Origin of the sequence: Paenibacillus sp. BIHB 4019 (assembly GCF_002741035.1) — a bacterium.
Taxonomy (GTDB): Bacteria; Bacillota; Bacilli; order Paenibacillales; family Paenibacillaceae; genus Pristimantibacillus.
Genome location: NZ_CP016808.1, coordinates 6,658,759 through 6,684,191, shown reverse-complemented (window position 1 = coordinate 6,684,191; position 25,433 = coordinate 6,658,759). Strand labels below are relative to the sequence as shown.

13 protein-coding genes and 3 pseudogenes are annotated in these 25,433 nt (G+C 44.9%); 14 read left to right on the top strand and 2 right to left on the bottom strand.

Going from position 1 to position 25,433, the window contains the following annotated elements; translation table 11 throughout:
- Window positions 1-15: 15 nt before the first annotated feature.
- Both BBD42_RS28995 and BBD42_RS28990 read right to left on the bottom strand, forming a co-directional pair.
- Window positions 16-1,215: a YqhG family protein gene (locus tag BBD42_RS28995; RefSeq protein WP_237163267.1), complete on the bottom strand. Its 1,200-nt coding sequence runs from the start codon at window positions 1,213-1,215 to the stop codon at window positions 16-18.
- Entirely contained in the window at window positions 1,208-2,950 is a 1,743-nt protein-coding gene (locus BBD42_RS28990) for a DEAD/DEAH box helicase (protein WP_237163570.1), read from the bottom strand. Before BBD42_RS28990 ends, BBD42_RS28995 begins: the two co-directional genes overlap by 8 nt.
- Before the next feature lie 417 nt (window positions 2,951-3,367).
- Here BBD42_RS28990 and BBD42_RS28985 point away from each other — a divergent pair, with 417 nt between their 5' ends.
- From BBD42_RS28985 to BBD42_RS32435, 14 genes and pseudogenes are all read left to right on the top strand, one after another.
- A complete protein-coding gene (locus tag BBD42_RS28985; protein WP_099520979.1) occupies window positions 3,368-6,151 on the top strand; it encodes an adenosylcobalamin-dependent ribonucleoside-diphosphate reductase in 2,784 nt (927 codons plus the stop codon).
- A gap of 329 nt (window positions 6,152-6,480) precedes the next feature.
- Window positions 6,481-7,425 carry an aldose epimerase family protein gene (locus BBD42_RS28980; RefSeq protein ID WP_099520978.1) on the top strand — a complete coding sequence of 315 codons (945 nt, stop codon included), beginning with the start codon at window positions 6,481-6,483 and terminating at the stop codon, window positions 7,423-7,425.
- An 11-nt stretch (window positions 7,426-7,436) separates the two neighbouring features.
- Window positions 7,437-9,446, top strand: a complete 2,010-nt coding sequence (locus BBD42_RS28975) for a glycoside hydrolase family 31 protein (protein ID WP_099520977.1) — start codon at window positions 7,437-7,439, stop codon at window positions 9,444-9,446.
- A gap of 129 nt (window positions 9,447-9,575) precedes the next feature.
- Window positions 9,576-11,330, top strand: a complete 1,755-nt coding sequence (locus BBD42_RS28970) for a sensor histidine kinase (RefSeq protein ID WP_172455666.1) — start codon at window positions 9,576-9,578, stop codon at window positions 11,328-11,330.
- Entirely contained in the window at window positions 11,327-12,844 is a 1,518-nt protein-coding gene (locus BBD42_RS28965; RefSeq protein WP_099520975.1) for a response regulator, read from the top strand. The genes BBD42_RS28970 and BBD42_RS28965 overlap by 4 nt, the downstream gene beginning before the upstream one ends.
- Before the next feature lie 122 nt (window positions 12,845-12,966).
- Entirely contained in the window at window positions 12,967-14,259 is a 1,293-nt protein-coding gene (locus BBD42_RS28960) for an ABC transporter substrate-binding protein (RefSeq protein ID WP_216364891.1), read from the top strand.
- 84 nt (window positions 14,260-14,343) lie between these two features.
- Window positions 14,344-15,228 (top strand): carbohydrate ABC transporter permease, encoded by an 885-nt coding sequence (locus BBD42_RS28955; protein ID WP_216364889.1) that lies wholly within the window; start codon window positions 14,344-14,346, stop codon window positions 15,226-15,228.
- Window positions 15,225-16,115, top strand: coding sequence for a carbohydrate ABC transporter permease (locus BBD42_RS28950; protein ID WP_237163266.1), 891 nt, complete (start codon window positions 15,225-15,227; stop codon window positions 16,113-16,115). The genes BBD42_RS28955 and BBD42_RS28950 overlap by 4 nt, the downstream gene beginning before the upstream one ends.
- Window positions 16,116-16,338: 223 nt before the next feature.
- Window positions 16,339-21,225 carry an S-layer homology domain-containing protein gene (locus BBD42_RS28945; RefSeq protein ID WP_099520974.1) on the top strand — a complete coding sequence of 1,629 codons (4,887 nt, stop codon included), beginning with the start codon at window positions 16,339-16,341 and terminating at the stop codon, window positions 21,223-21,225.
- 93 nt (window positions 21,226-21,318) lie between these two features.
- Window positions 21,319-23,025 carry an RICIN domain-containing protein gene (locus BBD42_RS28940; RefSeq protein WP_237163265.1) on the top strand — a complete coding sequence of 569 codons (1,707 nt, stop codon included), beginning with the start codon at window positions 21,319-21,321 and terminating at the stop codon, window positions 23,023-23,025.
- Window positions 23,026-23,077: 52 nt separating this feature from the next.
- A pseudogene (locus tag BBD42_RS28935) lies at window positions 23,078-23,359 on the top strand (sigma factor); the annotation flags it as partial.
- A 154-nt stretch (window positions 23,360-23,513) separates the two neighbouring features.
- Window positions 23,514-23,633: pseudogene (locus tag BBD42_RS28930) on the top strand (MGMT family protein); the annotation flags it as partial.
- A gap of 631 nt (window positions 23,634-24,264) precedes the next feature.
- Window positions 24,265-25,212: a glycoside hydrolase family 43 protein gene (locus tag BBD42_RS28925; protein ID WP_099520972.1), complete on the top strand. Its 948-nt coding sequence runs from the start codon at window positions 24,265-24,267 to the stop codon at window positions 25,210-25,212.
- A 30-nt stretch (window positions 25,213-25,242) separates the two neighbouring features.
- A pseudogene (locus BBD42_RS32435) lies at window positions 25,243-25,429 on the top strand (DMT family transporter); the annotation flags it as partial.
- Window positions 25,430-25,433 lie beyond the last annotated feature (4 nt).

Here is a 25,433-nt window from a genome sequence, read left to right as displayed (position 1 = left end):
GGGTCTGATCTTCGTCTATTCGATACCTTCCAGGTGGAAAATACCGCAGTTAATGGCGGAAGCCGTCACGCGAGGCTCATATTGCCAGCGGATTTCCGATTGGCGCTGTTCGTACTGCTCGCGTACGCTTTGCTTCAGCTCATCGTCAGCCGCATGCTCAATTAACGGCTCATAATACAGCCGGATGCGTTCCAGCTCCTCTTCCAGCCGCTCGGTTGCGGCGCCTGCCCATTCATAATCGTAGCTTCTCAGCTTGCGTTCGAGCGCCTGCTCCATAATAGACAGCGCCTTGTTAAAGGAAAGGCCGTTTTTCGCCAAATGAATGTTCGCGGGCAGGCGCGGCGTGAGCCTGAGGCGCTGAAGCCGATCATGGAACTGCTCGGTGCAATGCCCCGTTGCCAGCGAAATGCCGTAGCTGTGTATTTCCTCGCGCTTGCGGTCGCAGGCGAACTCCACGCGCATATTGATGCCGAGCCAGGCGGTGTAAGGGGTAGAGCTGTAGGGCGAGGCGGCACCACGTTCCGGTTCTTGAAAAAGAAAGACGTAGCTGCCCTTCGATTTTGCCGCACCAAACAGCTGATCCAGCTTGCGCGAGCCAAAATACATTTCCTCGCGCGGAATGCGCAGCCCCGTCTGATTGATATTGCCGTGCACGAAGCCGAGCGAGCGGCCAAGCGCAGCATCAGCTGCTGCCGCTTGGCCCGTTCCAGCAGCAGCTGGATTTGCGCTGCTATCGGCACTTTCGGCAGCGCCAGATGAAGAGACGGCTGGCGACGCCGATGCTGAACCAGCCGCGTTTCCGTGTGCGGGTGCGGCTGGGCTTGGGCTTGCTTTGGCGGAGACGCTGCCAATGCCCGAATCAGGCCTCACGCTGCTTGCTGCACCGGGAAGCGCTGCTGCACCTGCGTTTCCTTGTGCGCCCGCTACTATGTCCGCCGCTCCAACGGCGCCGCCTGGCAAGCGCTGCTGCGCGGGCAATGTCCCGGCTTGAGCGGCGTCATATTTTTCGCGGTCGGTTACGAGCAGGTAGGTCATCGTCTCGGGAGCAGCATTCGTACGGTCAACGAAGCTCCAGTAGTAGGGGCGGTTCGTCAGCTCCCGATCCGCATCAGGAGACAGTTTTACGGTGAAATGGCAGGGCGATTTCTCCAAAACCTGGCACTGCGTCGCCTCCAAATATCGCTGGACAAACTTGTGTACCTGCTTCTCATTCATGTCTAATCTCCACCGTCTGCCCGAGGGCCGTCATTTGTGACACTATTTGCGCGCTTGCCTGAAGCTCAGGGCCTTGCTGCACCTCTTCGCGAATTTGCGTAATCGAGGAGGCGAGATCGCTGATTTTCTCGCGCAGCTCCGTTTCACTGCCGCCTGATTCAAGCAGCATGCGGGCAAGCTGCTGCTCCAGCGAGCCATCCTTTTTCTCAAAACGCTCCAAAATATGATCCAGCTCGCCAATAACAAGCTCAAACATATTAATTTTTTCATGCAGCAAATGCACAATATGCTCTTCTATCGTCCCGAGGGTGCATAGGTTGTAAATTTTGACATCCTCGGTTTGTCCGAGCCGGTGGACGCGGCCAATCCGCTGCTCTACGCGCATCGGGTTCCACGGCAGATCGAAGTTGATCATATGGTGGCAAAACTGCAAGTTGATGCCTTCGCCGCCCGCCTCTGTTGCAATCAATACTTGGGCCCGCCCGCGGAACAAGTCCATCATCCAATCCTTTTTGCCGCGGTTCATCCCGCCCCTGTAAGGGACGGCAATCATGTCGTGAGAACGGAAATATTGCAGCAAATACTCCTGCGTAGCCCGATACTCGGTGAAAATAATGACTTTATCATTCATGCCTTTAACGAGCTCAAGCGCCTTCTCCGCCTTCGTATTGGCTTCAATTTTTTTGATAAACTCGACGAGCTCCCATATTTTTGCGCGGACGGGCGAATCCTCAGCCGTCTTTTTGAACATATTGACGAGAGTCAGGAAGACAGCGTCGCGGCTGCTGCAAACTTCGCGCTGGAGCGTAACCAGCGACAGCATGCTGCTCAGGTCGGGGCCGCTCTCATCGTAGCGTTCATGCACGAAGGCAGTCACGGCGTCGTAAAGCGCCTGCTCGTCAGCTGACAGCTGCAGCGGAATATTTTTCACAAAACGTTTCGTAAAAGAAATGCCGCCGTCGCCGCGGCGATTGCGGATCATAATGCTGGACAGTGCCGTTTGCAGCTGCTCCTCGTTTTTGGGAAGACGCTTGTCCACGACAAAGTTGGCGGCGAACTCGCTTTGGCGGCCGAGCTGGCCGGGCTTGAGCAGAGTGATCAAATTGTACAGCTCGTCCAAATTGTTTTGCACCGGCGTTGCGGTGAGCAGCAGGCAATATTTTTTGCGCAGTTCGGTGACGAACTGGTAGTTGGTCGTTTTTTTATTTTTGAGCTTATGCGCCTCGTCGATGATGACCATATCGTAGTCAGTGCCGAGAATGACGTCGCGATGCGGATCGCGTTTAGCTGTATCCATCGAAGCGACGACGACGTCATAATGCCACGTATGGGCTTTTTTCTGGGCAACGGCGGAAATGCCGAATTTCTGATTCAGCTCGCGCACCCATTGCAGCACAAGCGAGGCTGGCACCAGAATGAGCGTACGGCGCACGAGCCCGCGGACGATGTATTCCTTCAGCACGAGTCCAGCTTCGATCGTTTTGCCGAGTCCCACCTCATCAGCGAGAATGGCGCGTCCGCCCATTTCATGCAGCACCTTGCGCGCGGTCGAGATTTGATGGGGCATCGGCTCAAGCATCGGCAGGCTGCGCAAGCATTGCAGCTGCTCGAAGCTTTCAATTCGCTTCGCTTGCTCCGCCTCCATCGATAGCTGATATAAGGTCCAGTCGTCCCATGGCCCGTTTTTGGCGATACGGTTTTGCAGCTCGTCAAAGGTCGAACGGTCATATTGCAAATCTACGAGCGGATGAAGCTTGCGGGTGACGAGAGCAGCATCTGGAGCGGCGGAAGATCCGTGTAGCGGTTGTTTATTATCTAAAGACAAGGGAGCAGCTCCTTTCATCGTTTAAGCCAATCATCATCGTCCAATCGAACAAAATGAGTAGGTTGAAATCTTTGTTTCTAGTATGGCCCTTTCATCGCCTATTCATAAGAAAGGGCCAAAAAAAGCGTGAGGACAAGCAAAGGAAAGCGCAGGCTTTGGTCAACGGGAAAATTGGGCGTTTTTGGCTGGAAACGAAGGAGAAACACAATATGTAGTATGTTATAATGATAATTAGACACAATATATCGGATTTAGCCTAGAGTGGGACACCGTGTTAGGAGGCAAATAGGCGGGTTTTTGCAAATGCGAGGAGAGGCGGCGTTACTTATGGAGAAGAAACAAACCTTGAATGAAAATAGGAGAGGCAGCGGCAGGCTGGAGGGGCTCAGCGAGAAAATTTTTCTCGATCGTTATGCCTGGAAAAATGCTGATTCCAGCAGCGCAAAGCCTGGCGATATCGTGCTGGTGCTGACAAAAGATGATCCAAAGTTTCCGACGAAGGAAGTCGGAGAGATCGTTGCCCGTGAGGGGGACCAGGTGGAGGTGCAGCTCCGAAACGGTGAGCGTATAACGGCGGCGGTTGAGAAGCTGACGCTGACCATTGAGCAGACTCCGGACGAAATGTGGGATCGTCTGGCGAAGGCGGTGGCCGGAGTCGAAGGCAGCGAGCAGAAGCAGGCGGAATGGACGGAGCGTTTTCGCTATATTTTGGATGACTGGAAGCTCGTGCCGGGCGGCAGAATTGCAGCGGGAGCAGGTGCAAGCGAGGAGTTGACGCTGTTTAACTGTTATGTGCTGCCTTCTCCGGCAGACAGCCGCGGCGGCATCATGCAGACGTTGACGGAAATGACGGAAATTATGGCGCGCGGGGGCGGCGTTGGCATTAATTTATCGTCGCTTCGTCCGCGCCGCGCCATTGTCGCAGGAGTTAATGGCGCCTCTAGCGGAGCGGTATCATGGGGCGGGCTGTTCAGCTATACGACGGGGTTGATTGAGCAGGGCGGCAGCCGCCGCGGCGCCTTAATGCTGATGATCAACGACTGGCATCCCGATGTGCTGGATTTTATTACTGTCAAGCAGACGATGGGCCAGGTGACGAACGCGAATTTATCTGTATGCGTCAGCAACGCTTTTATGAAAGCCGTAAAGGAAGATTTAGAGTGGGAGCTCGTATTCCCCGATACGAAGGATGCACAGTACAACGAGCTTTGGACTGGAGATATGGACGCTTGGCGGGCACTCGGCAAAAAGGTGATTTTGTACAAAACAGTCCGCGCCCGCGAAATCTGGCACATGATTATTGAATCAGCGTGGAAGTCGGCAGAGCCCGGCGTCGTTTTTATGGAATATTATAATCAGATGTCGAATAGTTGGTATTTCAATCGGATTACTAGTACTAATCCATGTGGCGAACAGGGCCTGCCCGGCTGGGGCGTCTGCAATCTTTCAGCGGTCAATCTGTCGCGTTTCTATAATGAGCAGCAGCATGATGTCGACTGGGAGGAGCTGGCGAAGGTGACGCGTTGGTCGGTACGTTTCCTCGATAACGTCATTGACACCACACCGTATCATTTTCCTGAAAATGAAGCGAACCAGAAGCGCGAGCGCCGCGTCGGGCTCGGCACGATGGGGCTTGCGGAGCTGCTAATTAAGCTGCAAATCCGTTATGGCAGCGCAGAATCGCTCGATTTTCTCGATAAGCTGTACGGGTTTATGGCCCGCGAGGCGTATCTCGCTTCTACGGAAATTGCGGCGGAGAAAGGCGCTTTTGCAGCCTTTGAGGCAGATAAATTTTTGCAAAGCGGCTTTATGCGAAGCTTGACGTCGCATTATCCTGAGATTGGAGCTGCTATAGAGCAGCATGGCATTCGAAATGTAACCGTGCTGACGCAGGCGCCAACGGGCAGTACGGGAACGATGGTCGGCACCTCGACGGGCATTGAGCCGTATTTTGCTTTTGAATATTTCCGCCAAAGCAGGCTTGGCTATGACAAGCAGCTCGTTCCGATTGCCCAGCAGTGGAAGGATTCGCATCCTGGCGAGGAGCTGCCGGATTATTTTGTAGCCGCGATGGACTTGTCTGCGAAGGACCATATTCGGGTACAGGCAGCAATCCAGCGCTGGGTGGACAGCTCGATCTCGAAGACGGCGAACTGCCCGAATGACTTTACGGTGGAAGAGACGAAGGAGCTTTATGAGCTGGCGTTCGATCTTGGCTGCAAGGGCGTGACCATTTATCGCGACGGCAGCAGGGATGTGCAGGTGCTGTCGACGACGGATGAGAAGGAGAAAAAACAAGAGCAAGAAGTGGAGCCTCAGCCGTCATCTGCGGCGGATAGCGAGGATAAAGCAGCTCGATTGGATGATCGTGGTGCCGATGCTATTATGGAGGCAATCGCTTCTCCAGATGCTCCAAATGCTGAGAATGTACAGGACGCAGCAGGGCCAACAACTCCTACAGCTACAACTGCTGTTAGTCCGAAAACGCTGGACAAAGCGTACAAAAATCGCCCGCAGGTGCTGCGCGGTGCCACCTACAAAGTAAATACGCCATTCGGCATGGCGTATATTACGATCAATGATCTCTCCGGCTCGCCGGGTGAAATTTTTCTGAATGTCGGCAAAGCTGGCTCCGACGTGTTCGCCATGGCGGAAGCGCTGGGCCGGGTCTGCTCTTTATTTCTTCGTTATGGGGATCACGGTCATAAGGTGGAGCTGTTGATCAAGCACTTGAAGGGGATCGGCGGCACAGGTGCGATTGGCTTTGGCGCAAACCGCGTGGAATCGATCGCTGATGCCGTAGCGAAAGCGTTGGAGCAGCATATAGCGGCGGCTGACTTGCAGCAGGCAGAAGTTGAACAGCGGGAGGAAAGCGGGGATGCAACTGAAGCAGGTGATGCTGGCAAGGGCTTGAATAAAGGTTCATCCGCAACAGCTGCATCAAAAACAGCTGCATCAATAGTGGCAATTAACGTCATTTCAGACACAGCAAAAAGCCGCAGCAGCAGCGCAAGCTCGCTCGACCTTTGTCCTTCTTGCGGTTCAGCATCATTGATTAATATAGAAGGCTGCAAGCAGTGCAGCAATTGCGGGTACAGCCGATGTAATTAAAGATTCTTTATAGGGAAAGTCATGTTTTATTGTGATTTTTCATTTTAATTGAGAAATGTTTTATTTTAATTGAGAAATGTTTTATTTTAATTGATAGAATACTTCATTTATAGAAACAGAACAAGACAACTCTTTTCCGCAGATGGAGAAGGGTTGTTTTTGTATTTTAGTTTCAATAATCATCTTATATTTCTCCACCTTTATTAATTATTTGAAATTTCAAAGCGCTTTCATAATAGATAAAATAAATGCAAGAAGGACGTAAGTGTAGAGGGGGTTAACGGATTATTTCAATCTACTATTCCGATTATAAAGGGATTAAAGCAATAATGATGGAAAGTACAGCTTTGCGAATGACTATTTTACCAGACTGCGGCGGAAAAATTCAAAGTATTTACGATAAAAAAAGAGATCAAGAACTATTATATCAAAATGATGCAGATGTGCCGTATAAGCGTTCAAAATATGACGATTCTTACGCATCAGGAGATGTCAGTGGATTTGATGAAGTATTTCCATCCATTGAATCCTGTTATTATCCCTCTCCGCCTTGGCAAGGGACTCGGATTCCTGATCACGGGGAGGTTTGGTCACTCTCATGGGAGCAAGAGCATATTTCCGATTTTGCGATTAATTTAAGTGTCCATGGTGTCCGATTTCCTTACAAGCTGGAGAAAACGATTCAATTTGTGAATGAGAATGCCATTCGTATTTCCTATCGTGTGCATAATTTTTCGGAGTATGAAATGCCCTTTATTTGGGCTCCTCACGCCTTATGGGTATGTGATAAAGATATGCGTGTAGTGCTTCCTTCTTCTATACAAAAGGTCATGTCCACGTGCAGCATAGAGAATCGACTGGGGTTGTTTGGGACTATTCATGACTGGCCAAAGACAACGGTGAATGGGCTAGATTATGATATTAATCGCCTATATCCGAAATATGAAGGGAAATGCGAGAAGTATTATGGACTTGGTCATATACAAGAGGGCTGGTGTGCTCTACAAGGCGCTGAGTCAGGGTATACCATCGGGATGGCATACCCCATTAATGAAGTACCTTACCTAGGTGTATGGGAAGGAATAATGAACGGAAAGTATGTAACAGCTCTAGAACCATGCACCGGGGCTTTTGATTCGCTTGACACAGCCATGCAATGGAAAAGCATAAGGGCTATACAACCGAAGTCTTATTATGACTGGTATCTTACGATTACAATCGGTAACAAGCAAGGAACGATTAAAGCAATTCATGCAGATGGCATTATTGAATAGGAGTGTATAATATGCGAGGTTTATTTCAGAAAGAAGGCAATCGTTTAATATGGCAGTTCGATGCAGAGAAGCTTTGGATAGAGCCGTGGGGAGCAAATAGTTTACGCATTAGGGCTACAAGGCATTCAGAGATGCAATCGGAGTTATGGGCGCTGCTGGCACCTGTGGAAGAATCACTGTCAGCCATTCAGATTAATGAAGATTCAGCCTCCATCACAAATGGCAAAATTCGTGCAGTTGTATCGACAGCTGGAGGCAAGATTACCTTTTACAATCAGGACGATAAGGTCTTATTGGAAGAATATGTTCGCAATCGTAACGATGTCAAACAATTTTGTAGTGCATTGATGATTAATGCCCGTGAGTTTAAAGCGATTCCTGGCGGGGATTATCAGTTAAAATTAAGCTTTGAGTCCGATCCGGATGAGAAAATATTTGGTATGGGGCAATATCAGCATCCTTATCTGGATATGAAGAATTGTACCCTCGAGCTGGCTCAGAGAAACTCGCAGGCAAGTGTTCCATTTGCGTTGTCGAGCAATGGTTATGGATTTTTGTGGAATAATCCAGCAATAGGGAGAGTGACTTTCGGAAAGAATATGACAGAATGGGAGGCACTGTTAACTAAACAGGTGGATTATTGGATTACAGCAGGCGATACACCGGCTCAAATCGAAGAGGCATATGCGAGTGTAACGGGTACTGTTCCAATGATGCCGGAATATGGTCTTGGGTTTTGGCAATGCAAGCTTCGTTATCAAACGCAAGAAGAGCTGCTGGTGGTTGCCCATGAATATAAAAGGAGAGGTCTTCCAATCGATGTGATTGTCGTAGACTTCTTCCATTGGCCGAAGCAAGGGGAGTGGAAGTTTGATCTTGAATACTGGCCCGATCCAGAAGGAATGATACGAGAGCTGCGTGAATTGGATATCGAATTAATGGTTTCGATATGGCCTACAGTGGACAAGACTAGCGAGAATTACGCCGAAATGTTGCAAAAAGGTTACCTAGTCAGAACGGATCGGGGTATTCGAACTACGATGGATTTCCTTGGAGATACCGTGTTTTATGACTCGACCAATCCAGGTGCCCGCGATCATGTATGGAAGATTGCTAAAAAGAACTATTATGACAAAGGTGTACGAATCTTCTGGCTGGATGAAGCAGAGCCTGAGTATTCCGTTTATGATTTTGATAATTACCGTTATCATACCGGAACTAATATGCAGGTAGGTAATATTTATCCTTTGAATTATGCGCAAACCTTTTATGAAGGTATGCAAGCTGAGGGACAGGAAGGTATTGTGAATCTGGTTCGTTGTGCATGGGCAGGAAGCCAGCGTTATGGTGCTCTTGTATGGTCAGGTGATATCGATTCTAGCTTCACCTCTATGCATAATCAGCTAAAAGCTGGTCTTAACATGGGGATAGCTGGCATCCCTTGGTGGACGACGGATATTGGAGGATTCCATGGCGGCGATCCCAATGATCCAGATTTTCGGGAATGCCTGATTAGATGGTTCCAATATGGAGCATTTTCTCCGGTATTTCGTTTACATGGTGATCGTGAACCGGCTGGCGCACCGATTGGCATCACAGGCGGAGGCATGTGCTGGAGCGGTGCAGAGAACGAGGTCTGGAGCTACGGGGATGAGGCCTATGAAATATTCACGAAATATATGCGGATTCGAGAGACACTTCGGCCATATATTAGAGGACTTATGAAGGAGGCGAGTGAAAAAGGCACACCTGTCATGAGGCCGATGTTTTACGAGTTCCCTTCTGATATGGAAGCCTGGTCTATAGAGGATCAATATATGTTTGGACCGGATATTCTCGTTGCTCCAATTCTTGAACAAGGGGCAAGAAGCAGAAAAATTTATCTTCCTGCAGGAGCTGTATGGAAAGATGTGGGAAGCGGGAAAATTTACGAAGGCGGAAATTGGATAGAATGTAAAGCTCCAATTGAATGGATGCCACTCTTCTTCAGAGACGATGCTCATTTCCTAATTAATGCATAAAACTTGATAGCAGAAAATAATGAGCCAAAGCATCTGCAGCAACGCAGTTGCTTTGGCTACTATGCTTTTTGATAGCTGTTGTCGTATAGTGATGGAAAAGATGCATAGACACTATAATTGGAGATGAAAATGATGCTGGCATTTCGAGGAGTTAGTTTTCGAAATAAATTAATTGTTTCTTTCATGTTGGTCAGTCTCTTACCCGTTATTCTCGTACAAATCATATCATATTACGTTTCAAGTTCAGCAATGAAGAACAAAATTGATGTCCTTGTCCAAGCTAATCTATTACAGACATCCAAGAATATGGACACTTCCATTCAGGCTTACGATGATATTATTAAACAAATTATAACGAATGACGAAGTTGTTCAATTGGTAAATAATATAAATTTATCAGGTGCCAATCTAGAAATTAATAAACGGCAGCTAATTAATCTGCTGGCCAGTTATTCGTATGCAAAATCTGCTATTCGCAGTGTGTCTATCTTTACAGCGGGCGGATCGAATATTAGCTACGATCGGCAGACAGGGTCACCTTTTGATAATCTTTGGTCTAACGTGGATGATGTTAGAACTTTACCGATCTATTATCAAGCGATAGATCATTCTAAAACTTTAATTTATGAGCCAGAGAAAATAGACAACATTAATAATAATGAAAAATACGGTTTCCATATGGCTCATAAGCTAATCGACTATAACAGCTTAAATCTGAGTGGAATCGGCGTTGTAGTCATTACCATATATGAATCTGTACTTGCCCAAGCGATTAATCTGACAGAGGTCAGTTCAGAGACTTCTGCTGCTATTGAAAACCGGAATTATTTGGTTAACAAGCAGGGGATTATCGTATCGTCACCGGATAAAGCTGCTATTGGTAATCCGGTTCTTAATGTGACTACCAGTTCCACCATTGAGAATGAGTTTGAAAACGCTAAGAGTGGACTGATCATTTATAACCTCATTGATGAAAATGAATTGTTCAATGAAATGTATGTTATGAGGAGACTGAGCATCTTTATTGGCGTGTTAGCCGTGTTCATTACCGTCATTCTAATCTATTATTTTTCAGGTCGTCTTTCCTCGTCCATTCGCAATATTCTTAGAGGGATGCGGACTGCCCAACAAGGTATATTAGATGTCCAAGTAGATAGCAACCAATCGAAGGATGAAATTTCACATATAGCCTTTGGATTTAATAAATTAATGCAAAGAATTAACGAGTCAATGCTTGAAACGAAAGAAGCGGTTGATAAGCAAAAGGAAGCGGAGATTCGAGCTCTAGAAGCTCAAATCAACCCGCATTTTTTGTATAACACACTTGATTCGATCAACTGGTTAGCCATTGAAAAAGAAGAGCATCAAATTAGCGAAATGCTAAAGGGATTGGCGAAAATTCTTCGCTATAGTATTAAAGACAGTAATAAATTGGTGACCATTCGTGAGGAGCTTCAATGGATGGATCAATATATTTATCTGCAGCAATATAGATTTCGTTCATCCTTTCGTTGTGTAACGCAATGTCCGGAAGAAGCAATGTCATACCCTATCCCCAAATTGCTAATACAGCCCATCATTGAGAATGCCATTATTCACGGGTTTGAAGGACGCAAGCAGGGGGGGCTTCTCGAAATTACGATTTCAATTACGGAATATAAGTATATCACCGTAGCAATAACGGATAATGGCACTGGTATGGACACTGCGGCATTGGATTCTTTGCAAACGGATTCAAAGGGAATCGGTTTGCAAAATGTAATGAATCGTCTTGAGATTTATTACGCAAATCATGCCATGTTCCACGTGGACAGTATCAAAGGCGAAGGAACAACAGTCACCATTCAAATACCGAATTGGAACTTGAGGGAGGACGTAAAATGAAGATCATTGTGGTAGAAGATGAAGCTAACTCGAGGGAAGGCATTGTTCGCCTGATTGAAAAAATAAGTCCGACCTATAAAATCGTTGCAGAAGCCGAAAATGGGCAAGAAGGATACGAATGTATAGATCGTATGCGACCGGATCTGGTCATTACGGATATTAAAATGCCCGTCATGTCGGGTATCGAGATGCTCGATAAACTAAAGGTGAAGGGGCATACGCATAAAACCATTGTTCTGACCGGGTTCTCAGAGTTTGAATATGCCAAAAAGGCATTGCAATTAGGTGTCGTCGATTATTTGGAAAAACCGATCACAGCCAGTGATATTAGATCTTCATTATTGAAAATCGAGCAAGAGCTACTCGATCAACAATTGCTGGGACTGCCTAATCTCCCCTTAGTTGATCAAGCGGAATATTTAATTGTTAAAACTCTTACGCATGACGATGTGGATCCCTATCTTGTATGCCGATATTTGGAGCGAACCATCTCGATTAATCCTAATCGTTCTTTTCAAATCATTCAATGGTATGCCGGTTCTAGCTTTCTGGAGGTTTCTGCAGAAATTAAGAGCACATTGAAAGAGAAGCTGTCCCTTTGGAATACAGCAAGCTGGCTTTTGTTTGTTAACGCCCCAGATCAATCCGTTAATTTGTTAATTGAACAAAATGACTTATTAATAGAACAATTACTTGCTTCGATCAAGATGGAATCGCAAGTCACTATCAGCATGGTACAGATTGGGCACCTAATTGATCTGCGAGACGGTTATAGAAAGTTACGGCACAATCGAAAATGGTCAATCATAGATACCGATATCGCGGTTTATAGTGAAAACGAGATTGAAAGACTGAAAAGAAAGCCTTTTCATTATCCCGAGCAGTTGGATAATCGGATCAAATCGGCCATCACCGATTCTAATCGTGAGTTGCTGCAGCAAGTTTTCAGGGATTGGAATCATTATTGTTACTCCGCTCTATATCATCCACAGCAAATCATTGATGCGACTGTTCGGTTTATTTCTACTTTGTTGAGCCTACTCGCTGCTGAATACGGTGATGAGGTTGCTTTTAAAAGGCAGAATGAATGGCTTGATAGGATACAGAGCGTACAGATGAAATCGGAATTTATTCATGCACTTTTGTCCATAGAAGATCAAACAGCAGCTCTCTTTAAAAAAGATAAGGTGTACAGTTTAAGTGTGAATAAAGCGTTGCAGCTCATTCATGGCCGATACATGGAAGGAATTACATTAGATGAGATTGCTTCGCTGCTTCGAATAACACCTGAGTATTTAAGTACGCTTTTCAACAAGGAAGTTGGGAAAAGTTACTCCACATACATGAAAGAAATGCGAATCAATCTGGCGAAACAATTGCTGATCCATTCAGAGATGAAGGTATTCGAGATTGCGCAACAAATCGGTTATCCGGATGCTAAGTATTTCTCTCGTGTATTTAGGGATAGTATGGGGATTTCTCCTGTCGAATATCAGCGAATAAATAAGAAATAAGGTTCAAATGTAGTTTATATAAGTCCACCATTATTAGTTATTTAAAATTTTCGAAACGCTTTCAAAATTCTACAATAAGAGTGTAGTTAATCACATAACGAATTGTTCAAGGGGGAAGAAATGTGAGAAAGAAGACGTTCGGAGCAATGGGTCTTACAATGGTTCTTGCAACATCGGTTCTGCTTGGCGGGTGCGGCAACAACAATGAAATAACTAGTAACACAAGCAATCAACAAGCTACGCCTTCGGCAGCGGCTTCAGGCGAGAAATCGTCTGCCGAAACGAAAAAGATGACTTTGTGGTTCTATTTCGAAGGTAAAGAACGTTTTGATAAAATTAAAACGCTTACAGATGGTTTTAATAAGGAACATCCTGAAGTTGTCATTGATCCTGTATATGTTCCATTTGCAGATTTCAAAAAACGGCTGTCTATTGGATTGGCATCTTCTGATCTTCCAGACTTGGTGATTATTGATAACCCTGATACGGCAGCATATTCTGCAATGGGATTATTTGCGGATATCACAGATCGACTTGCAGATTGGTCGGACAAGGATCAATTCTTCCCGGGTCCTTGGAGCTCGACGGTTTATGATGGCAAACAATACGGCATTCCGCTTGGAAGCAATAACCTTGCACTGTTTTATAATGAGAAGCTGTTGGCAGATGCAGGTGTCACGCCTCCTCAAACATGGGACGAACTCAAGGTGGCTGCGAAAACCCTTACTAAGGGCGATGTAACCGGATTTGGGATTAGTGCACCAGCCAATGAAGAGGGTACATTCCAATTTCTCCCGTGGTTGTTGTCAGCAGGTGCAAGCTTTAATAATGTTAATACTCCTGAAGGCAAAAATGCTTATAGCTTTTTGGCTGACCTTGTTAAAGATGGATCTATGAGTAAAGAAGTCATTAACTGGACGCAATCCGATCTGATGAAGAAGTTTGCAACAGGTAAAGTTGCGATGATGATTAATGGTCCTTGGCAGTTGCCCGAATTAAAGACTACAGCTCCTGATTTGAAATTTGGACTTGCATTGGTTCCAAAAGATAAGGAGTTCGCATCCGTATTAGGTGGAGAAAATCTTGGCGTTGTTAAAGGTGACAACGAGGCAGAGGCAATTGAATTCATCAAATACGTAGCTTCACCAGAAGTAATGAAGCCGTTCGATGAAAGCTTTGGCTACTTCCCGCCCCGTAAAGATGTCGCTGCAGATCCATATTGGTCGGAGAACGAGCAGCTCAAAGTGTTTACGGAAAATATGAACTATGCTCAGCCGCGTGGTCCTCATCCTAAATGGCCGGAAATCTCCAATGCACTGTCGGAAGCGTTGAACGAATCGTTGACGCTGCATGGATCCATTGATGAGATTACTCAGAAGGTTCAAGAGAAGATCGATAAGATTTTAGGGAAATAAAAATTCACGAATAAACCATTTAACAACGGAGTACATGTATGTACTTCATGTACTCCGATTTATAACCGGAAGGTGTAATGAACGATGGCAATGTCCAAAGAACGAATAGCGGGATATCTATTCGTACTCCCCGCCCTAATCTATATGTTGTTTTTTGTTGGCTATCCAATCATTGATAATGTTCGCTTGAGTTTTATTGATGTCAACGTAATGAATATCGCATCAGGCGACCAACCTTTCGTTGGATGGGATAATTATCGTGAAGTATTTCAAGAAGGTATTCTTGGCAAATCATTAATAAATACATTGATCTACACATTAGGCAGTATTATCATTCAATTTATTATCGGATTGGGACTGGCTTTGTTATTCTCGCTTCCCTTCCGGTTGGCGCCGCGTTTAAGAGGACTTGTTATGATAAGCTGGTTGCTGCCAGCTACGATTACAGCAATGATGTTTAAGTTCATGTTTAGCTCAGATGGTATAGCTAATGCACTTTTGATGCAATTGCACGTTATCAATCATCCGATTGATTGGCTTGTTAATTCAGTCACAGCGATGATTGTTCTTATATTGGCAAACAGTTGGATTGGTATTCCCTTCAACATGATCTTGCTGACAACGGGTCTTACGACAATTCCTCGCGATATCTATGAAAGTGCTGCCATTGATGGAGCTAACGTTTTCCAGAGATTTTACAAAATTACACTACCACTGCTCAAGGCTGCAATCATGTCGTTGCTTGTATTAGGTTTCATCTATACGTTTAAGGTTTTCGAATTGGTTCTTATTACGACCCACGGTGGACCAGTAAATGCAACACAAATGATGTCGACGTATGCCTACAAGCTTTCATTCGACGAATTTAAATATAGTCAAGGTGCAGCAGTATCCAATGTTATGTTCTTGGTCCTTCTTATCGTTGGCATTCTTTATCTTCGAATTGTAAATAAGGAGGAACGTTCGTGAAGAGCACCGGCCAAGCAACCTTAACTCTGCCAGCGAAGCCTAAAGCAAATAGAACACCAAGGTCGAGGAGATGGCTGGTGCCTGTCCTCAGTATGGTAATCGTTGCTTTTTTCCTGTTCCCAGTCTACTGGCTAATCATAACTTCACTCAAAACAGAAGCTGAAATTTTCCAGACACACCCTAGTTGGTTTCCAGAACATATTCAATTTGATTCTTATTTAGATCAATTGTCTGGATCCTCTTATGATCTGTTTAAAGGATTTAGAAACAGTGGGATAATTGCTAGTGGTGCACTCTGTATTTCTACTCTACTAGCTATTCCTGCTTCATATGGACTTGCCCGATTTAGATTCCCAGGAAGGTATTTATTCTTGCTCCTGTTTCTGGTTACGCAGATGCTACCGGCCTCGCTGCTATTAACGCCATTGTTTATCCTATTCAAGCATATGGGACTTTTAGGAGCAAGCTATTGGAGCACCATATTGGCCAATGCAACCGCAGGTATTCCTTTCTCGATCGTGACTCTACGCACCTATTTTGTAACTTTGCCTAAAGAGCTTGAAGAGTCGGCTAAAATTGACGGGTGTAATATTTTCACAACCTTCTATCGTATTATGCTTCCTATTGCGATACCTGGCGTAGTTGTGGCAATGGTATTCTCCTTCTTGTTTGCATGGGGAGATCTGGCTTACGGCATGACATTTATTAGTAAGGAAAGCATGCGGCCGATTACGGCTGGCATCTATACCTTCTTAGGATTCCAGAGCACTTCTTGGAACAACACTATGGCATTTGGTACAGTCAGCATCTTACCTGTAGTGCTTATCTTCCTTTTTGTACAAAGGTATATTGTAAGTGGATTGACCAATGGTGCAGTAAAAGGATAGTTCACAAAAAGCCTAGATCTGATATTAATCGGTCTAGGCTTTTTGTTTGTAAGAGTACAGAAATTACCTTATATAAGTCCAATGATCTTAGATTATTGGGATAATAAAGCGCTTTCTTTAGTGCTACAATCAAAACTGAATTAAGAAAGCATTAGAGTACCGAAGGAGGGCCGTTTTTTTTCATTATGGTAAGAGTCTATTAGACAGGAGAGAGCGCAGAATTATGAAAAAATTAAGATCAACCTTATCTACACTTATGGTCATGTCGATGCTTCTTGTGATGCTGCCAACCCATGTGGTATTTGCGGCAGCTTCAAGAACAGCAGTACCGCCTGTTGATGCAGCAGCAAGTGCAGTACTCGTAGAAGGTGAGAATGGCGTATTTGTGAATAATGCAGGTGACGCTACAGATCATGCATACTCTGGTACTGGTTTCGGAGTGCTCGATGGTGGAAATGCATCTAAAATAACGTACACGGTATCGGCAGCAACCGCAGGTCAGTATAAACTTGCTTTCAACTATATCGCTGGACCAGTCAACGGTTGGAACAATGACCGATCTATCAATGTTTACGTCAATGGCGAGAAATCAACGGTTACCTTCCCCGGGACTAGCTCATGGGACGACTGGCAATACTTTAATACGGATGCAGAGCTGAAGCCCGGAACAAATTCAATTGCCATTGAAACGAACGGTGCAGGAAATGGGATATGTATCGACTATTTTTATTACTGGATGGATGGAGCTCCAACAACAATAACTTCAGTCCAATTTTCCAGCCAGTCCCTTTCGGTTAGTGTAGGCGGGAAGCAGACTGCTGAAGTACAAGCAACTTATGATAATGGAGTTACCAATGCGTTAACTTCGGGTATTGTTTACTCATCTGAAAATGAAAGCGTAGCCAAAGTGGACGCGAATACTGGCGAGATAATTGGAGTGGCTGAAGGGACAACGATTGTAACGGCCCAATACAGTACTTTACAGACAACAATTGAGGTTGTTGTATCCGCAGAAATAACCATGCCTACGAAAGCTCACCCTAATGCTGTTGTTTATCAAGCTGAAGATGCCAGCCTGTCAGGTGGAGCGCGATTTGATAAAGGGCATACGGGCTATACTGGTACCGGATTTGTAGGGGGATACGATAATAGCAGCACGGCAACGACGACATTTACGATTCATGTTCCCACAGACGGAGAGTATTTTGTTGCGCTAAGATACAGCGCGGGAGAAGTTGGCGGATGGCCAAATGATCGAACGGTAGGGCTTTCCGTGAACGGAGGCGCAAATTCCAATGTGAGTTTCAAAGGGACAGATTCCACTTGGAACACATGGGATGAAAAGATTATAAAGGTTCCTTTGCATACTGGTGAAAACACGGTCTCTTTCAAATGCCTTACAAATAATGACAATTCCGATGCGATTAATCTTGACAAATTGTCTGTATGGGCATATAGCGCAAATCCTACGATTGATACCATTATGTTCGAATCCAATAATTATACGGTAAGTGAAAATAGCACGATCCAAACCATTATTTTGCAGGTGGATTCTAACGGCGTACAGTTCCCTAATCATCAAGCAATTACTTACAGTTCTTCAAATTCCGCAGTGGCAGCAATCGATGCTACTGGTGTTATTACGGGTGAAAAAGTCGGGGAAGCAACGATTACAGCTGAAAGCGGTGGCCATTCTACTACTGTAACCGTAACCGTTAAAGCCAATCCTACCGTAACCGTTGATTTTGACTCAGAGGAACGGGAAGCCGATCCAAGTATGTTCGGTTATATTCTTACTCCGAATTATGATGTGCCTGACAGCAGATTAACATTGCTTGGCCCACTACTTAGCAGGGAAACGATCCCAGCGCAGAACTTCCAAGCCATTGGTGATTTGGACGGATCCTATTATCCCTATGAAAGCAGCATTCTTCAGAGAAGTTTAGAATCATATAAACGCGTAGCACCGCTGGGACACAAGTGGTATTTCCTACTTGGCATGAATCCATCATGGGCAACTGGCAGTGGTGGTCCAATTGATACTTTTGAGAATAAACCGATTAAGACAGAGCTTCAGCAAGAACGCTTTAAGCAATATGTAAAAGATGTCCTTCAATACTACAAAGACAACAGAGTTACTCCTGATTTTGCCGACCTGACCAATGAATACTGGACGGGAACGGAAGAAACATTCAAAGGAAATTGGGAAGCCGTCAGAGAGGTATTTTCAGAGTATATTCCTATTGTTGGTCCAGGAGCGGTAGGTTTTGATGGCATTCCTGATTTCTATATTCCTTACGTGAGCGATAATAATCTGAGTTTAGAAGGGCCTTCCTGGCATGCTTACTGGACAAGTGACACATATGCCCCTCTTAGTGTCATGCAGAACTGGAAAGATAAAGTGGCGGCGTACCAATCTCAATATCCTGAAGCGAACGGCAAATATATTATTTGGGAAGAAAATAATGCAGGTTCCAAGGCATCTGATGATTGGACAAGAAGTATGGCTAATGTCATTCGCACAGGAATTACGCAAAATATTAAAGGCACAATGGAAGCAGGCAACGCCAACGGGATGAGTGATTTGCTTACGACTAATGTCAATGAGGAAAATCCTGCGGCAAGAAGAGAAATATGGTGGGTTTACTATATGTTCTCTCAAATGTCGGGGAAATACGTAAGCGTTTCCACGGACTATACAGAAGATTTCACGGCTGCTGCCAGCAAAGATAAAGAGGAATCAAAAGTTATTTTCGTTAAAAACAATACATCAGGTTCAGTAAATCTAGACATGAGTAACCAGCCGTATAGCGGTCAGCCTATCCAAGTGGATTTATATAAAATTACCTCCTCAGAAACGAACGGCTTAGAGTATCAATACAGCATTACACCCCAGTCCAAAGAGGATTTGTATATAACAATCAATGATGTTGCCGCAAACGAGTCCTGGATGGCTGTAATTAAGAAACTAGATGCTCCACCAAGCTTCTTCTTCCCTATAACACCGGATGATGGTGAAGTGGCGATCACCCTTCCTACTCTGACATGGTCGACTTCACAGGGAGCAGAGAGCTATACGGTCTCCGTATCGGCAAACCAAGATATGACGAATCCGGTTATTGAGCAATCTGGAATTACGGGAACAAGTTACACGGTGGAATCGCCTCTAAGCATTGGTCAAAAGTACTACTGGAGTGCTACAGCCGAGAATGAGAAAGGAAGTACAGCTGTCTCCTATGACACGAAGTATGCCTTCATTGTTGGTGAACATGCAGATGTACCGGGTCAGTTTGGTCCATATATGCCATCCGTAGGCGCGCCAAATGAATCGATTACACCTGAATTCACCTGGTCCTCGGCGTACCATGCAACATCTTACCGGGTGGTTGTTTCAAAGAATGAGAATTTATCCAATCCTGTCATTAATCAATCGGGGATTACGAATGTGCGAGGCACCGGGATGTTCGGTCCAAATTCACAAGGTTACTATCAGCCTGAAACGGGATTGGATTACGATACGACCTACTATTGGGCCGTTTTTGCTGCCAATGCTAGCGGAGAGCGTCCAATGAACGGTCCTGTTCACACCTTTACAACAAAAGCACCTGGAAACTCTCCAACTAGCTTTAATTTGACAGAGCCGGCAAACGGTGCGGAGGACGTGTCCACGCGCGCGGTATTCTCGTGGCAGCCATCGAAAAATGCGTTCTTCTATAAGTTTGAAGTATCGCCAAATGCGGATATGTCTAATCCCGTTATCGTAAGAGACCGGATGATCTATAACAGGTATACGACGGAGCCGAATGTGTTGCTTCCAAACATGGCTTATTATTGGAGAGTAACGGCGTATACAAAGGATCTAGTGTACTCCTCAGAAGCAACGAGTGGTGTTATTTCCTTTAAAACGGAAGCAGTGCCAAGCTCCCCACTATTGTATGCGGAAAGGGAGAATAGAGGGAAAGTAGAGCTTCGTTTCCAACCTTCTATTGGAGCTGCTTCATATAAGATTAAGTACGGAACAAAATCAGGACAATATGACAGAACCATCTCTAACGTAACGGGAAGCCCATACGAAGTAGCAGGATTGCCAAATGGAACCTATTATTTTGCAGTGGTTGCAGAGAACGCAAGTGGCGAGAGCTCGATTTGGAATGAGCGAAGCGTAACGTTAACAAGCTCAAATGCAGAAGCAGTAACTGGTGTGACATTGAATAAGAGCGCAATGAATCTGACAGTAGGGACTGTTGGAAATCTTACCGCAACCGTGCTGCCAGCAAATGCTGCCAACAAGCAAGTAACATGGATATCAAGCAATACAAGTGTTGCAACGGTAGATAGTAGCGGGAAAGTAACGGCCATTACACCGGGAACAGCTACCGTAACGGTGAAAACAGCAGTTGGAGGTAAAACGGCACAAGCCGCTGTAACCGTGACAAGCGATAGTGGAAGCGGTAATGGCAATAACAATGGTGGAACAGGTACAGGCAATGGGAACAACGGGAATAGCACTGATAATAATGGCGGAAACAACAATGGGACCGAACCGGGCTCCTCTGTATTTACCGATCTGAGCGGCTATGCTTGGGCAGAGGAAGCGATTCGAGCATTGGCACAACACGGAATCATTAAGGGGACCTCCGAGACAACGTTTGAGCCAGGACAAGGCGTGACGAGAGCTGAGTTCGTTACACTGATAGTTCGCGCTTTAAAATTAAAGGCAACCGTAACGGACAACTTTGATGACGTGTCAAAAGATGCGTATTACTATGAGGCTTTGGGCATTGCCAAACAACTAGGGATGACGCTTGGATCCGGGGCAAATGAGTTCCAGCCAAACCACAAGATCTCCAGGCAAGATATGATGGTACTCGTTTCGCGTGCTTTAAAAATTGCAGGCATAGAGACGAGAAATGGAAATGAGTCTGATTTGAATGGATACTCCGATAAGGGGAATATCGCATCCTATGCGGCAGAAGCAGTAGCAGCATTGGTAAGCGAGGGAATCGTCAAGGGAAGTGGAAGCGGGAAAATTAATCCGCAAGGCAGCACAACAAGAGCGGAAGCGGCAGTTATTCTTTATCGTGTTTTAACGACGTTTAATCGACTCTAACTGAAAAATTTAGTACGAAGAGGAGTCACCTGTTTTTAATGGAGGCTCCTTAGTTCTTGTTTTTTACTAATTAACATAAAAGGAGATGAGATTGTGAATAGGCCTTATAGAAGATTTATGTTTTCAATTTTCTCGATAGTTTTGTTCGCTCAAGTCTTTGTTTCTAATACACCTACTTATGGGTGGCAGGGTATGCCTCCTATATCAAAGCTTCATGTCAGCGGAAATAAATTGGTTAATAGTAACGGTGAACCTGTAATTTTAAGTGGATGGTTTCAACCAACGGCAGGTTATTTCACTTACGGTAGCAGTAATTACTATTTAAATTTAAATGATAATAATGTCCATTATTCTGTGCTGGCTTATCTTAAGGACGTGACAGACACATTGACGAACACCTCACCCAAGTATGGAAACAGTTATGGTTGGTATACAAATTTTGTTCGCCTTTGCATAGACACGGACTATTTAGGTGACGTCGCAGCGGGTACCTATAACTTTGCCGGTTTACAGGCAGCAACACAGGACATCGTAATCCCATTTATTAATTATGCGAGAACAAAAGGAGTATATGTAGCAATCGATTTTAATCTAACATTCGATAATGGACATAGTACAACAAGTGAGAACTTAGCAAAATTTAAAGAAATATGGGGTTATCTTGCTTCCCAAACCGGTATTAAAAGTGCAGACAATGTGATGTTCGAACTCATTAATGAGCCTATTCAATCGTATGCAAACGGACATTGGGGAGGAGATTACAATAACACATCAGATCCAGACTTTGTGGATCATTGGAACGTTTTAAAGGATTTCCAGAATGAAATCATTGCTACCATTCGAAATACAGGTGCGGATAACGTCATTTGGGCAGCTGGTCTCGGTTATGATGAGTTTTATAATGAAACCGTCAATTATCCCATTACGGATCCTCTTAACAATTATGGGTATGCGGTTCACTGGTACCCCGCTTACGGAGGAGCGTTTGATGATCGGGCTAAGCTGCAGGCTATATGGAATCAAAACATAGCCGTTAGTGCTTCAGCGTATCCCATCCTTATTTCGGAAACAGCATGGTGGAAGAAGCTCTCTGGGGACGATGAGTACTGGGGGTTGTTTAATGGATCTTCTGAAGGATTTGGAAAAAATACAAAAGCCATTTTCACTGCCGCCGGTAATGTAAATATGGTTGGTGGTACTAGTGGTGACTTGTTCGAACCTGGTCCAAGAAGCTCGAATGGTGATCCTACTGGGGGATTAAAGTGGGATGGAAATGCAGCAAGAGATGGAATGTCGAGGTTCATCTTTGAATGGTTTTATGAGCGTGCGCAGTCATACCCAATTAATGGAATATCAAACGGCATAGTATCTGGAGAGACTTACAAGATTGTTTCCAGAAGTTCAGGAAAGGTCATAGACATTCCTTGGGGGCAAGATGTTAATGGAGTACAACTGCAGCAATGGAGCGATCTTGGCGGTAAAGCTCAGCAGTGGATCGTAACTAATATGGGCGGCGGAAATTACATGATTAAAAGTGCTTCAGCAACAAATAAGGTGATCGAGGTCCGTAACAGCACAAATTATGATTGGGAAAAAATACAGCTAATGACCGACAATGGGACCTCAGCCCAGCGCTTTAAAATTAACACACTTGGTAATGGATATTGGAGCATTATTAATACAAAAAGTAATAAAGCAATTGATCTCTTTGCTGGTTCACTTGACGATAGTGCACAACTCATACAATACGGATACTTGGGGAATACGAGTCAGCAATGGAAGTTTGTAAGAGTGAATTGAAATAAATCTCATTATTAGAATTTCTGAAGATTAATCAGAGCGCTAAGAATAAATAAATGACATCGGGTTGTGCTCACAATGTAAAAAATTCGACAATATAGGGAAGGAGAAGGAGGATCTGATCTTGATCAATGGGGCTTATTAAAGCGATTGAAATTTTCCAGACTGGTAAGGGGACGAAGCTCACGACATTAGCAGCCCGTTGTATTGAAAACGAAATTCTTATGCATTTGCGTTCCTTAAAGAAGACCTGCAAGGATATATCCTTGCATGATTCAAAGTTGGCAATGAGATGATATTGATCCACAACCTCGGCACGGAGGCCGACAGTGTATGCGGGCGATTTGATAACGTTGGTGTAGAAAATATTATGAATCGACTAGGTGCGGGAATCGACTCTGGAATTGGATTTATATAATACTTTTCAACACAATATGCGTCGCCCATAGGTTTAATTACAATAGCGAGTGACGGGAGTAACCTCGTAGTACGGTGAATATATAACTTATGGTGATATAGCAAAGATAATTGCTTTTAATACGAATAAAGAAAGCACGTCAAGTCAGGCAGTAGGCGGTGCAGTCGGTCATAATCCAATTTCGATTATGCGTTTTGAATTTTAACAAGTGTATATTATGCATAAATTCTGTATATTTCTAAAATGCGCTTTTTCTCAATTAAAATGAAAAATCACATTAATAAAGAGAGTCGGGTTATATACGGTTTTCATTTAAGCCGTATATTTCCATGATTCTTTTTAATTTGGGGTCAAGCTGTGATACGGGATCATGTACCTGACGGGGGTGTCTGGATTGGCACAGTGTGCTTAACGTTGGTACCTCTGCTAATCATGGGCATCCTTCACCCGATTATTTATGGTGACTAGTGAAGTGGACGGTGATATTAAACATGCGTATGCTAGGTTTTCCCTCCTTCTTGGCGGAGGTACCCCCTTGTTTTTCGCATGGATGAAGATATTTCTAAAACCACTTCAGACGAGTTACGCGGCAGACCAGATATCTAGCATGGTCGCAATAACGAACTCTGCAATTTCTGAACGATTGTCTCAGACACAAGACAGAGGTATGATTACAATGAAGATGCCAGAATAGGCTTCTTTGGTGATTGCATCGATTCCAACGGTTTTTATGTATCCGTTTGCAAAGAGATTTTTTATTAAAGGCGTAATTCTGAGTTCTGTCCAAGGACAAGGGGAGCCAAGAACAAGATGGGGGTCACATGGAAAATACGAAAGAGCCATTTTACGGCTATTTATTTGCACACTTTATCGGTGAACAAGAGGACGGGGAGCAGATCTATTTCGCCTTGAGCCAAGATGGGCTTCATTGGCAGGATCTACATCAAAATCAACCCGTCTTGCGCTCAACAATCGGCGAAAAGGGAGTTCGAGATCCATATTTGCTTCGTAGCAACGACGGCAACAAATTCTATTTAATGGCTACTGATCTTAGTATCTATCATCGCGGCGGTTGGCAAGAGTCTCAAGCAACGGTTACTGGAAGCCACTCCCTCATAATTTGGGAGTCGTCCGATCTGATAAATTGGTCTGAGCCTCGAATGGTTGAGGTCGCTCCAAAGGAAACGGGCTGTGCCTGGGCGCCGGAAGCGATCTATGATGAAGAGGAAGATGATTACCTGGTTTTCTGGGCTTCCAGCATAGTGGCCAGTAACGGCAAGGAAAAGGGCTTGCACATCTACGCCAGCAAAACACGGGATTTTCGAACCTTTACACCGTCTGAGCTGTACATCACTCGAGGTGAACATCGTACGATTATCGACACCACGATTATGAAAGCAGGCGGTATGTATTATCGAGCTTCGGGCGATGGGCAAATCACGATTGAATCCAGCGAGCGCCTTATGGGGGAGTGGAAAATTATTTCGACACTTGAGTCATTAGGGTTGGGGTTAACTGGAAAGGATGTGGAAGGTCCAGAGTTTTTCAAGTTTAACGGCGAAGAGAAGTGGGGGCTTCTGGTTGATCAGTATGGAACGAATCGCGGCTACTTGCCACTCGTCACAACGAATATCGGCGATACAACCGGAAAATGCTGGCGTAAGCCGGCGGCAGATGAATATTCTTTTGGTCGTTTAAAGAAACGTCACGGAACGGTGATGCCGGTCACTAAGAGTGAGTACGATGCTATCCTGGCTAAGTGGGGATGACGAAAAAAATAGTGGTAGCTTATATGATAAAAAAGATTGCAATTGGGGACAGCCTATGCCGTATGGACAGGAATAGGAGCATCGGGAGGAGCTATTTTTCGGTATGATCTTTTATGGTGAACCAAGAAATATTCGGACAATTGTGTTTATAGTCAGAGTGCTTGGATCGGCAAAATATCACTTTAGCTCCTGCAATACTATGAAATTAGCACTGTAGTCAC

Bases quoted from the DNA above. Each gene is read 5' to 3' on its own strand.
- BBD42_RS28995 (WP_237163267.1), bottom strand. From the start codon at position 1,215: ATGAATGAGAAGCAGGTACACAAGTTTGTCCAGCGATATTTGGAGGCG.
- BBD42_RS28985 (WP_099520979.1), top strand. From the start codon at position 3,368: ATGGAGAAGAAACAAACCTTGAATGAAAATAGGAGAGGCAGCGGCAGG.
- BBD42_RS28980 (WP_099520978.1), top strand. From the start codon at position 6,481: ATGATGGAAAGTACAGCTTTGCGAATGACTATTTTACCAGACTGCGGC.
- BBD42_RS28975 (WP_099520977.1), top strand. From the start codon at position 7,437: ATGCGAGGTTTATTTCAGAAAGAAGGCAATCGTTTAATATGGCAGTTC.
- BBD42_RS28970 (WP_172455666.1), top strand. From the start codon at position 9,576: ATGATGCTGGCATTTCGAGGAGTTAGTTTTCGAAATAAATTAATTGTT.
- BBD42_RS28965 (WP_099520975.1), top strand. From the start codon at position 11,327: ATGAAGATCATTGTGGTAGAAGATGAAGCTAACTCGAGGGAAGGCATT.
- BBD42_RS28955 (WP_216364889.1), top strand. From the start codon at position 14,344: ATGGCAATGTCCAAAGAACGAATAGCGGGATATCTATTCGTACTCCCC.
- BBD42_RS28945 (WP_099520974.1), top strand. From the start codon at position 16,339: ATGAAAAAATTAAGATCAACCTTATCTACACTTATGGTCATGTCGATG.
- BBD42_RS28925 (WP_099520972.1), top strand. From the start codon at position 24,265: ATGGAAAATACGAAAGAGCCATTTTACGGCTATTTATTTGCACACTTT.